Origin of the sequence: Arcobacter ellisii (assembly GCF_003544915.1) — a bacterium.
Classification (GTDB): Bacteria; Campylobacterota; Campylobacteria; order Campylobacterales; family Arcobacteraceae; genus Aliarcobacter; species Aliarcobacter ellisii.
The window spans coordinates 327,797-339,890 of record NZ_CP032097.1 but is presented as its reverse complement, the minus strand read 5'-3'; the positions used below and the strand labels follow the sequence as shown (position 1 = coordinate 339,890).

Genomic DNA, 12,094 nt, shown 5'->3' with positions numbered 1-12,094 from the left:
TTTTGTTAGATAATATTAACAACTTTAGAATGCACGTTTAAATTCTGGATAAGCTTCAATTCCACATTCATCAACATCTAATCCTTGCATTTCTTCATCATTTCCTGCTCTTAAAGGTATAATTTTATTGATAATAAATAAAACAATATATGAACTTACAAATGCAAAAATAGCAATAAGTAAAATTCCTTTTAATTGACCTAATAAAGTTATATCATCTCCATTTGATGCAAAAATTCCAACAGCTATTGTTCCCCAAATTCCATTTACAAGGTGAACAGATAATGCTCCAACTGGATCATCAATTCTAAGTTTATCAAACATAGAAACACCTATTACAACTAATACTCCACCAATTGCACCTATTAAGATAGGTGTATAGATATCATATAAATCTGGACCTGCTGTTATTGCAACTAAACCACCTAATGCACCATTTAAAATCATAGTTAAATCTAGTTTTTTATACATTATTTGCATAATTATTGCAACAATTATAGCTCCACTTAAACCAGCTGTGTTTGTATTCATAATTGTTAAAGCAACTAAATCTGCATTCTCTTTTGATGCTATTGAACCAACACTTCCACCGTTGAATCCAAACCAACCAATCCATAATAAAAATGCCCCAAGTGTAACTAAAGGAATATTTGAAGCAGGAATTACTCTAATTCCACCTTCAGGAGTATATCTTCCACGTCTAGCACCAATAATTAAAATTGCAGCTAATAATGCCCAACCACCTGTACTATGAATTACACTTGAACCAGCTAAATCATACATTGATAATTCTAAAACCGTTCCTTCAAGAAAATTTGAACCCCAAGTTACATTTACAACTAATGGATATAAAACTGCTGCCATAATTACTGTAAATATTGCTAAAGGAATAACTTTAGCTCTTTCACTAACTCCACCACTCATGATATTTATTACTTTTCCAACGAATGCCATTTGAAATAAGAAAGCTGCATATTTACTCATTGTATCACTTCCTAATTCACCAAAGGCTAATGAATATCCAAATAATAAAAATGATAGTGATGCGATTGCATAAATAAGTGTATTTATAGTTAGTACTGCTGTAACATTTTTTGTTCTAACAATTCCTGCTTCTAACATTGCAAAACCTGGAACCATAAAAATGATTAAAGTCATTGCAAAGATTGCATACAGAGTATCAATAACGTAAGATAATGATTCTATACCCATATAATATTCCTTATAGTTTTTTGAATATTATAACAGTATACTTTTTATAATGTGAGTTAAGATTGTTTATATTTTATACACATATAGTAAGGAAAGTTTATTTCCTTACTATTGGTAGAAAAATTAAACTGCTTCGCTTCCTCGCTCTTCAGTTCTAATTCTTACTACTTCATCTAAAGATGATACAAAGATTTTACCATCTCCAATTTTTCCAGTTTTAGCTGAATTAACAACTGCATTTATAACTGTTTCAACCATCTCATCTTTTACCACTACATCAATTTTGATTTTTGGTAAAAAATCAACTACATACTCAGCTCCTCTATAAAGCTCACTATGACCTTGTTGTCTTCCATAACCTTTTACATCATAAACACTCATACCTGTAATTCCAGCTTCAACTAAAGCATCTTTTACATCTTCTAATTTAAAAGGTTTAATTATAATCTCAATTTTTTTCATTATTTATCCTTAATTATGCTCTTTTAAATTCTGGATAAGCTTCTAATCCAGTTTCATGAATGTCAAGACCATTTACTTCAGTTTCTTCATCAACTCTTAATCCAATGATTAAGTCTAAGATTTTCCATACAATGAATGATGAAATGAATACAAACGCACCGATTACAACAATTCCTTTTACTTGTGCTAATAAAGCAACTTCTGGATTGAAAATACCAACAGCTAATGTTCCCCAAATACCTGCAACTAAGTGAACAGATAATGCTCCAACTGGATCATCAATTCTAAGTTTATCAAAGAATGGTACTGCAAATACAACTAATGCTCCACCAATTAAACCTTCAATAAATGCAATATTCATACCTAAATCAGGACCTGCTGTACAAGAAACAAGACCAGCTAAAGCACCATTTAAAACCATAGTTAAATCAACTTTTTTATAGATAAGTTGAGTTAAAATAGCCGCCATTATAGCACCTGCACAAGCTGCCATATTTGTACTTGCAACAACTGATGCAATTCCATCAATATCCTCTTTAGAACCTAATGCTAATTGAGAACCACCATTAAATCCGAACCATCCCATCCATAAAATGAATGTACCTAAAGTAGCTAATGGTAAATTTGAACCAGGAATTGGTTTTACTTGACCATCTTTAGTATATTTTCCTTTTCTAGCACCTAAAATTAATACTCCAGCTAATGCAGCCCATCCACCAACAGAGTGAACAATCGTAGAACCAGCGAAGTCAGAGAATCCAGCAATTAATCCACCTAATTCACTTCCTCCCCATGTCCAGTGACCTTGAATTGGGTAAATTAAACCTGATAACACTACTGTAAAGATTAGGAAAGGCCATAATTTCATTCTTTCAGCAATTGTTCCTGAAACAACTGAAGCAGCTGTTGCAACAAACACTACTTGGAAAAAGAAATCTGCCATTACTGGATATCCTAAAGCTTCACTTGTTTTACCAGAAAGCATAGCACCACTACCAATGAATGAACTTCCTTCACCATACATGAAGTTATATCCTACAAAATAGAACATAATACAAGAAACTGCAAATAAAACAACATTTTTAGTTAAAACTGTTGCTGTATTTTTTGTTCTTGTTAAACCTGATTCTAACATAGCAAAACCAGCCGCCATCCACATTACAAGGATTCCTGCGAACACAAACAGAAAACCATCTAAAATATATTTTACATCAGTAAAATTTTCCATAAGACTCCTTTGTCAATTTATCTATTCAAATTATAGAAATTTTTAGACAATAAGTAAACATATATCTGTATATTTTTTATACATTATATTTGTTTTTTATTTTTATAGTTTTGAAAATTGAAAAATTTAAAATTTTTATTATATAATGTCTATTAAATTAAATTGCAAATAATGGGAAAAATAATGTTTAATAAACTTCTTAAGAAGACCAAAATAACCGAAGATGAATTTATAAAAGAGCTATTGAGTTCTTCTTTCAATTTAGAAAAAATAACTAAAATTTACACTCAATTAGACATTAACTTAAATTCATACTATTACAAAGATGAACATATTTTACATTATTGCTGCAAAAAAGAGTTATTTCAATCAGTTCAATGGCTTCTTGAACAAGGAGTTAGTCCTGAAATTGAAAATGCTCAAAAAGAGACTGCAATTTTTTATTCTATTCACTCTAAAAGTAGTGCTATTATTCAATTATTAGTTGATTATAAAGCAGATATAAATCACCTAAATATATATAAAAGAACTGCGTTACAAGATGCTGTAATAAGTGCAAATAATAGAATTGTAAATTATTTGATAGAAGTTACAACAAACTTAGGAAATTGTGATGTTCACGGAAACAATCTTATTTTTGATGCTATTGCTAATGGAAATTTAGAAATTATAAAAAGAGTCGCTTCGTTAAAAGAGGTTAATCTTAATCAAATTAATGAAGAGGGAAATACAATTTTACATAAAGAAATTGTATTAAAAAACAATAGTTTAGCTCTATTATTGATGGATTTAGGAGCAGACCCTACAATATTAGATAAAAATGGTAAAAATTTTCTATTTTATGCCATAACAAAAGGTATTGAAAATATTAGTATTATTGAAAAAGCTGTAAGTCTTGGATGTAATATAAACAGTAGAAGTTCTCAAAATACAACTTTATTGATGGAATCAGTTAACTATTTTTTAAATACTCCAAAAGAAGATATTGAACAAAGAAATAGCCATTTTGAGATGATTAAAGAACTTATAAATCTTGGTATAAATGTTGAAGCCTTAGATAATAAAAATGAAAATGCGCTTTTTTTAGCTACAAGAAGTGAAGATAGAGATTTGATTAATCTATTTTTAGAAACATCAAATATTCACTTAAACCATGAAAATAATAATGGTGAAACTGTTTTATTAATTCTAGTTTTAAATGGTATTAGAAACAGTGATTTAATAAAACTTTATTTGGGAAAAGGTGCAAATCCAACTTTAGTAAATAAATTTGGGAAATCTATTATTGAAATTTTAATTGATATTATTTTACATATTCAAAATAGAAAAGATTTAGACTTTGAATATAAAATTGTATTAAATGATGATGCTGAATATCCAACTGTTTTAGAAAATCTTTTAAGAAATTGTAAGATTGATTTAAACCAGTTGAATTCAATGGGAGAGCCTATGTTTTTCCAATCTATTTTGCATTTTAATTTCAAATTATTTAAAATTCTTAGAATAAAAAATATTAACCTAAACCAAAAAGATAAAGATGGGAATAACATAATCTTTAAATTGATGGAATATAACTACCAAGGTAAAATAAAAGACAAAAAGTTATACTTAAATACTTTAAAAAGCCTTATAAATTCAGGTGTTGATATAAATGCAAAAAATAATGAAGGCTTAACTGCTTTACATGTTGCTGTTACAGAAAAATGTGAATATACAATAAGATTATTATTAGAATTAAGAGCTGATTGTTATATTACAGATACAAAAGGAAGAAGTATTATTCATAATTGTATTTGGAAAAATACTACAAAATATTTTAAATTAATTCATAACTACAACAAAGAAATAGTAAATATTCCTGATATGTTTGGAGTTAGACCTATAAATTATGCAGCTTTTATGGGTAAAAAAGATTTTGTTATTGAACTACTTGATGAAGGTGCTTTAGTAAATAATCCTATGAAAAAAGACCCTAAAATACTTAAGTTTCTTGAAAAATACCATTCAAATATTATAAATTTGACAAAAGGTGTAGAAAAAGAAGTTGATAAAGCAAACTTAAAATTACTTGCAGACAATATGATTAAAGAGTTTGGTATTAAAATATAAATTCTTAACTGATTAGTTAATAAACAATATATTCTCTTTCCTATGGTAAATTTTTTATATAATTACATAAAAAATATACAATAGGAATATATTATGAAAGAATTTTTTGAAACCTATATACAACACCAAGAAGATATTGAATATTTTTTACAAGAGAGTTTAAAAAATATTGGGAGTTTATCATCTCACAAAAAAAACGATTTTAAACAGCTTTATAAAATATTTCCATCTTTAGAATTAGTTTATATTATCAATAAAGATACAAAAATCCAAACATCAAACAATTTTTATAGATATAAAATTGATGAGAATGGAAAAGATAAAGATAGATCACATTTAATCTCAAAACTACACTTCAAAGAATCAAATATGGCTTTTTCAAAACCATATATAAGTAGTGCAACTAGAAGTACATGTGTAACTGTTACAATAAAAGAGGGAGATGAAATCTTTTTTTTAGATTTTCAAATTGATGTTTTATTACAGAAATTAAATTTAATTGAATTAAATAAACCATTTCATAGCCTTACAAAAGGCTTTTATATTTTAGCTGGTTTTTCTATGATGCTTTTAGCATTGGCAACAATAATCTTTTCATTATACGATTTTGTAATCTATATTTTTTCTAAACATGATATTGTTTTAGAAATGATTTTTAAACCTATTATTGCTTTAACTTTAAGTATTGCAATATTTGATTTAGCAAAAACAATTTTAGAACAAGAAGTATTTTTTAAATCTTATTCAAAAAATTCAAGAGTTGAAACAAAACTTTTAACAAAATTTTTAACAACAATTATCATTGCCTTATCTATTGAAGCTTTAATTGTTGTATTTAAAATTGCAATTAATGACTATGACCAGATGATAAATGCTTTTTATTTAATAGCTGGAATTGCCTTGATTCTTATTTCATTAACTGTATTTATTTACTTTTCATCAAAACGATACAAACAAACTACAGATTCACAAAATCTATAATCTTAATCTTTTTGCAATGGCTTTAATAGCCATTGCTTTTTATGAAATAGGTATACTTATTTTAAACATTGCTCCTATATACTCTTTATTTTGATAAACATATTTTTCATTTGAAACACTAATAGTTCCTTTTATATGTTTATTTATTATCTCTTCACACATATATAATCCTATTCCTGTACCTTTACTTTTATGTTTAGTAGTAAAATATGGTTCAAAAATTCTATCTATTATCTCTTCTTTTATTCCACCTGCATTATCTTTTATAAAAATTTCTAAAGTATTTTTTTCTTTAACTATTTTTATAAATAAATATTTTTCAAAATCTTTCTCTTTTTTTATTAGTTCATCTTCTGCATTATTTAAAATATTTATTATCACTTGTAATAACTCATTTTCAAAAGTTAAAACTTCACAATCTTCAATCTCTTTTATAATTTTTATATCATTTTTATTAAATGAAATTTTTACGATATTTAAAGCTTTTTCTATCAAATCAATGCTTTTGAATAAATTCTTGTTTTTCTGTGGAGAAAAATAGTATCTAAAATCATCTATAGTATTTGATAAATAATTTGCTGTATCAATTATATAATTAAGAGATTCTTCACACTCTTTATCTTCTAAAACTCCATACTCTTTTTTTAATTTTATTGAAGAAGCTGATGTTGTAATAATAGATAAAGGTTGTCTCCATTGATGAGCGATATTTTCTATCATTTCACCCATTGCTGCCATTTTATTTTGTTGAAATAAAAGTTTATTTTTTTCATCATTTTTTATGATTTCTTTGTTTACAGTTTGTTGTAAATATAAATTCAACTCTTTTAATCTCTTTGAATAAATATAATAACTAATAATTAAAACTGTTAAACATAAAAGAATTAAAAATAGAATCAAATATAAAAAGGCATGTTGTTTGAATTTTATTATTTCTGATATATCAATTAAATTCAAATCTTTAAATACCAAAATATTTGCCAATTTAACATCATCTTGATAAATCTGAAAATTTGTAATTATTTTTCCATCTTTTATTAAATAACTATTTATTTTCAAAAAGTTTTCTATCTCTTCTTTTTCTAAATAACTCAATAACTCTTTTGAAACATCAATATTTGGGACATAATAATCTTTAAAAAATATCTTACTAAAACTGTTCTCTTTTAGTTGTTTAGTAAAATATTTATCCACTAAAATTATTGGTTCTAAGTTATCAATTTCTCTTAAATCTTTTGTAATAGAGTTAAAATGTGTTATTCCTTCTAATATTCCTATAAAATTATTATCTTCATAAATTGGAACAATTGATTTGAATGTAATATCATAAATTCCAACACTTATTGTATTTTTTATTTGAGGTTTTTCTAATATTTTTTGTAAATCCAATCTATATAATTTTATTTCATCGTTTTTATCTTTTGTCCAACTTCTATAAACAGAGATTCCCTCTTTATTAATTATTTGGAACCAAACATTTTTAAAATCTGTATAATCTCTTAATTTTTTACTTAAAATATCCAAATCATAAAAATTTTTTTCATTTGTTTTAAGAATAGGTTTTTTGATATTTTCATTTTCAGCTAAAGTCAAAGTAATAGCTAATGTTGCATTTTTTTTAGAAAGAATCAAAGAATTAATTTTATCTTTAATATTGATTGTTACACTATTATATTTCTCTTGTAAAAGCTCTTTTTCTTTTTTAAGAATAAACTGAGTACCACCTAAAGCCGTTATAAAACAAAGAAGAACTAGCACTAAAAAATTTATTAAAATATATTTACTTTTCTTCTTCAAATAAAGCCTTCTTATTTATTATTCTGTTGTTTAGAGTATTACATATTTTTAATTAAATAATAATTTTATTTATTGTTACAATTGTTTATTTTTTATACATTTTTTTAGTTTTTTTTCATTTTTATACAGTATAATATTTTAATAACGGATTTTCTATTCAAAATTTTCAGATTCAGTAGAGGTAATATAGTATGCAAGAATATATAGCAAAAGATAGTATTTCCAAGGAGATTTTAAACTCAGCTAAACTTTTACAAGCAGTAGAAGTAAACGCTTTAATTCTTGGAGAAAATGGTGTTGGTAAAAAATCTTTAGCAAAATATATATTACCCCAATCTGAAATTTATGAAGCAAAAAATTTACAAAAAGATATCGTAGATGATGTACTAACTTTACAAAATGAAGCTATTATTATTGACAAAATAAATGAAATCACTAACATAGATATATTTTTAAAATGGATAGAAGAGAACTCTATAAGAATTATTGCTATTTCTCCAACAGAAAATCTAAATCAAAAATTAAAAGATATCTTTTCAATTAACTTAGAAATTCCTGTTTTAAGTAAAAGAGAAGAGGATACAAAAGCTTTAGTAAATAAATTTTCGCAAGAAGCTAGTGCTATTTTAGATATGCCTTTAATTCCCCAATCAAAACTAATTATAAATATTTCCAACAACTCGCATAGTTTAAGAAAATCTATCTATTTTTCTTACCTTTTTGAAACTATTGGAGAACATGAAATTTTAATGTTTTTAGAAAAATATATAAGTGAAAATTTATATGGAGAAAATTCTTATAAAGATTTATCATATATTTTTGAAGTTCCTTTACTAAAAGCTGCAACAAAAAAATATAAATCTCAAGTTCAAGTTGCAAAACACTTAGGTTTAAATAGAATTACTCTAAGAAAAAAATTGGAAATTTATAAAGACTTATTATGACAGAATTAAATATTCAAATTGAAGAACTAATCTCAAATAATGCAACAGATTTTCAAATTTCTAAAGTTTTTAAAACATACTATAAAAACTATTTAGACTCAATTGATACAACTGTTGAAACAACGGGTGGAAAAGATTTTTTCATCAAACATACAAAACATACAGATAAATTTTTAATCCTTTTATACAAATATATCCTAAGAAAAAATTTTGGTTCTCATCAACCAATGAGTACTTCAATTCCAATTTCTTTGATTGCTTTAGGTTCTTATGGAAGAGAACAACTGTGTATTTATTCTGATATTGATATTATGATTTTATATGAAAATATCAAAGGTTATAATCTAAAAGATATTATGGAAGAGTTTATAACTTTGGCTTGGGATTGTGGTTTAAAACTAGGTTCTAGGGTTCATGAACTAAAAGAGATAAGTGAAGCTGTAAAAGAAGATATTACAATAAAAAGTTCGATTTTAGAATCAAGAATGATTTATGGTTCTAAAATTTTGTGGTTTAGATATGAAAATGTATTAAAAATCATTAGAAATACAAATCAAAAAGAGTTTATTTTAGAAAAACTTGAAGAACATAAACAAAGACTTTTAAAATATCCACTAAAAATGGAACCGAATATAAAAGATGGTTATGGTGGGATTAGAGAATCAAATATGATGTATTGGATGGCTAATATATTGTATGGAGTTACAAATACAAAAGATTTAGTTGGAAGACAATTTACAGAAGATGAATATAGAAAATATCGACAAGCCTTAGAATTTATTTTTCAAGTTAGAAATGCTTTACATAATATTGCTAGAAAAAAATTAGACCAAGTAACTTTTGATATATTGCCTGATTTGAGCTCAAAACTCGGATTTAAAAGTACATCAAGATATACAAAAGATAGACTTTGTATGACAAAAATCATCTCTTGTTTACATATTATTCATAATTTCACAGCAACTATGGTAAAAAAATTCACAAGAATTGCTTTGTTTGAAGCTACTAATATTACAAAATTAAAAACAAAAAGATACAAAAAAAATCTTTACATAATAGAAAATGAACTCTATTGTTCTTTTAGTACAAAACCTCAATCTTTAAATAATCTACTTAAAGAATTAATTGAATTACCTTCAAATGTTGAAAAATTCGATAGGTCATATATCTATTATGCAAGTAAAACTAAACTTCCAAAAGTTCAAACTAAAGAGCTGAAAAAAACTGTAAAAACTCTTTTGTGTAAACCAAATTTGTATCCGTTGATTAAACTTATTTATAATGCAGGACTATTTAGGGCTGTACTTCCTAGTACAAAAACTATGATAGATTTACCACAATTTGATGGATATCATAAACATCCTGTGGATATTCACTCTATAAAAACATTAAAATTTGCTCAAAATATTGAAAATGAACATGTAAAATCAATTTACGATGAACTTACAAATGAACAAAAAATTATCGTAAGACTTGTATCATTTTTCCATGATATTGGAAAAGGAAGAAAAGAAGATCATCATATCGTAGGGGAAAAACTATTTAAAAGTATGATGAAATCTTTTGATTTTGATGAAGAGTTTATAAAAGTTGGTGCAAATTTAGTTAGGTATCATAATATGATGTCATATATGGCAACCCATGAAGATATTTATTCTGAAAAAACTATTTTAAACTTTACAGGTCTTATAAAAACAAAAGAGTCTTTAAATATGTTATATGTGATTACATATTGTGATATTTCTGCTGTTGCAAAAAATATTTTTAATAGTTCTATTTCTTCATTATTAAGACAATTATATTATCAATCTTTACCAGCTTTTGAAGATGAAGAGTTTTTAAATGAGAGTAAAAGAAGAATTGCAAAACAAAATGCAATCAAAAATCTTGAAAGATATAAAGACCTTCCTTCAATTTTACAAAAGAAAATTATGTATATAGCTTCAAATCAAATCTTTTTACGATTAAAAGCTGAAGAGATTTTAGATATTGCAATAAAAGCAAAAGATGTTGATACTTATATTTATAAAATCACTAATGAGCCTCAATTAACAATTAGAATCATTAGAAAATCACCTTTAAATCTTGGTTATTTATTAGGAAAGTTAGAGTTTTTAAATATTGCCTATATGAATATTTTTAAACTTTATGACAATAAAAAAGCCTTTGAAATCTCTTTTTCAGAAAAAGTTGATAATGAAGATATTTATTTTATTGAAGAGATTATAAAAGACTCTTTTGATATGAGTAAAACAACAACTCTTCTAACTCCAGTTATAAAAAAAGAGAATATAAAAATTGATTGTAATCACACAGCATATCTTGCAGCTATGCACATAATAGCAAAAGACCAAAAAGGTTTATTTGCATATATAGCTAAAATCTTTGATGATTTTAATGTTGAAATTGAAAGTGCAAAACTTCACACTTTAAAAGGTTATGCAAGGGATTTAATTTTGATTGAAAAGAATGGAAATTTTTGTTCAAACCAAGATGAGATTGTAAATCTTATGTGTAGAGGGGATAAAACAGAATAAAACTGTTTTAAGCTCCTCTTCCAAAACAAAAACCTCCACCTAAACTACTTTTTTCACCTAAACCTACAGCAAGGGATAAAAAAGCTAGTTTTTGTGATATTTCATCTTTATTTGGCACAATTCTTAATTTATTACCAATTAATCTTACAATTTTTTCTTTACTATTTTTTGTTGTTTTAAAATAGATTGATTGAGGTTTTTCATTTTTTAATTCAATTTCTTGAATAAAACTATTTGAATCATTTACCTCTTCTTTGTAAAACTGTTTTAACTTCTTTTCTAAATTATTTTGAAGTCTTTTTTGTAAAGATGAAATATCTCCATTGTAATATAGTGACCAAAATAGTTGTTTTCCTTGAGAATCTCTTCTATCAGATACAATTACAGGAGTTGCACTATATAACTCTTTAATAAAATATTGTTTTATATCTTTTTTTTCTACATTTATTACTTGTAAAAATTTATTGTTTACATTTTGATAAAGTAAAATTTCTAATTCATCAATTAATTCTTTATCAATACTTCTAATTACAAATTTATAAACCTTATCTTTTTTATAAATTCTATCACTCTCTGTTGGGTAGAAATTCCCAAAACAGTAGTTATTCATAGATTTATCTTTATTTTCTAAATCCAACTTTTTACTTTGGTAAATAGAAAAATTTATATATTTTGATAAGATATCAAAACTCTCTTTTAATTCTATAAAATCTTTTAAATATGCTTCGCATTTTAGTTCAAATAAAGTCATTTAAAACTCTTTGTTACAATTTATTTACAAAGTAAACATTCTAACAAACAAAAGACTCATAAAAGACTCTTTT

General features: G+C 25.2%; 9 protein-coding genes. 4 read left to right on the top strand and 5 right to left on the bottom strand.

Annotation, left to right across the window (positions count from 1 at the left end; all coding sequences use genetic code 11):
* Nucleotides 1–24 precede the first annotated feature (24 nt).
* The 3 genes from AELL_RS01730 to amt form a co-directional block, all read right to left on the bottom strand.
* Nucleotides 25–1,212 (bottom strand): ammonium transporter, encoded by a 1,188-nt coding sequence (locus AELL_RS01730; protein ID WP_118916283.1) that lies wholly within the window; start codon nt 1,210–1,212, stop codon nt 25–27.
* 123 nt (nt 1,213–1,335) lie between these two features.
* Nucleotides 1,336–1,674, bottom strand: a complete 339-nt coding sequence (locus AELL_RS01725) for a P-II family nitrogen regulator (protein WP_118916282.1) — start codon at nt 1,672–1,674, stop codon at nt 1,336–1,338.
* Between the two features lie 13 nt (nt 1,675–1,687).
* On the bottom strand, nt 1,688–2,902 hold the full coding sequence (gene amt / locus AELL_RS01720; protein WP_118916281.1) for an ammonium transporter: 1,215 nt from the start codon (nt 2,900–2,902) through the stop codon (nt 1,688–1,690).
* Between the two features lie 183 nt (nt 2,903–3,085).
* Between amt and AELL_RS01715 the strand changes: the two genes are divergently transcribed.
* Nucleotides 3,086–5,011, top strand: a complete 1,926-nt coding sequence (locus AELL_RS01715) for an ankyrin repeat domain-containing protein (protein ID WP_118916280.1) — start codon at nt 3,086–3,088, stop codon at nt 5,009–5,011.
* Nucleotides 5,012–5,104: 93 nt separating this feature from the next.
* Nucleotides 5,105–5,992 (top strand): hypothetical protein, encoded by an 888-nt coding sequence (locus AELL_RS01710; RefSeq protein WP_118916279.1) that lies wholly within the window; start codon nt 5,105–5,107, stop codon nt 5,990–5,992.
* Between the two features lie 39 nt (nt 5,993–6,031).
* Here AELL_RS01710 and AELL_RS01705 read toward each other — a convergent pair whose 3' ends face one another.
* A complete protein-coding gene (locus tag AELL_RS01705) occupies nt 6,032–7,789 on the bottom strand; it encodes an ATP-binding protein (protein WP_118916278.1) in 1,758 nt (585 codons plus the stop codon).
* A gap of 191 nt (nt 7,790–7,980) precedes the next feature.
* Between AELL_RS01705 and AELL_RS01700 the strand changes: the two genes are divergently transcribed.
* Both AELL_RS01700 and AELL_RS01695 read left to right on the top strand, forming a co-directional pair.
* Nucleotides 7,981–8,733 carry a sigma 54-interacting transcriptional regulator gene (locus AELL_RS01700; RefSeq protein ID WP_118916277.1) on the top strand — a complete coding sequence of 251 codons (753 nt, stop codon included), beginning with the start codon at nt 7,981–7,983 and terminating at the stop codon, nt 8,731–8,733.
* Nucleotides 8,730–11,270: a [protein-PII] uridylyltransferase family protein gene (locus AELL_RS01695; RefSeq protein WP_118916276.1), complete on the top strand. Its 2,541-nt coding sequence runs from the start codon at nt 8,730–8,732 to the stop codon at nt 11,268–11,270. Before AELL_RS01700 ends, AELL_RS01695 begins: the two co-directional genes overlap by 4 nt.
* A gap of 7 nt (nt 11,271–11,277) precedes the next feature.
* On the opposite strand, the gene AELL_RS01690 is transcribed toward AELL_RS01695, so the two are convergent.
* Nucleotides 11,278–12,021, bottom strand: a complete 744-nt coding sequence (locus AELL_RS01690) for a CRISPR-associated endoribonuclease Cas6 (RefSeq protein ID WP_118916275.1) — start codon at nt 12,019–12,021, stop codon at nt 11,278–11,280.
* Nucleotides 12,022–12,094 lie beyond the last annotated feature (73 nt).

What these genes read in the sequence shown, in the direction of transcription:
- AELL_RS01730 (WP_118916283.1), bottom strand. Translation starts at nt 1,212, where the DNA reads ATGGGTATAGAATCATTATCTTACGTTATTGATACTCTGTATGCAATC.
- AELL_RS01725 (WP_118916282.1), bottom strand. Translation starts at nt 1,674, where the DNA reads ATGAAAAAAATTGAGATTATAATTAAACCTTTTAAATTAGAAGATGTA.
- amt (WP_118916281.1), bottom strand. Translation starts at nt 2,902, where the DNA reads ATGGAAAATTTTACTGATGTAAAATATATTTTAGATGGTTTTCTGTTT.
- AELL_RS01715 (WP_118916280.1), top strand. Translation starts at nt 3,086, where the DNA reads ATGTTTAATAAACTTCTTAAGAAGACCAAAATAACCGAAGATGAATTT.
- AELL_RS01710 (WP_118916279.1), top strand. Translation starts at nt 5,105, where the DNA reads ATGAAAGAATTTTTTGAAACCTATATACAACACCAAGAAGATATTGAA.
- AELL_RS01700 (WP_118916277.1), top strand. Translation starts at nt 7,981, where the DNA reads ATGCAAGAATATATAGCAAAAGATAGTATTTCCAAGGAGATTTTAAAC.
- AELL_RS01695 (WP_118916276.1), top strand. Translation starts at nt 8,730, where the DNA reads ATGACAGAATTAAATATTCAAATTGAAGAACTAATCTCAAATAATGCA.
- AELL_RS01690 (WP_118916275.1), bottom strand. Translation starts at nt 12,021, where the DNA reads ATGACTTTATTTGAACTAAAATGCGAAGCATATTTAAAAGATTTTATA.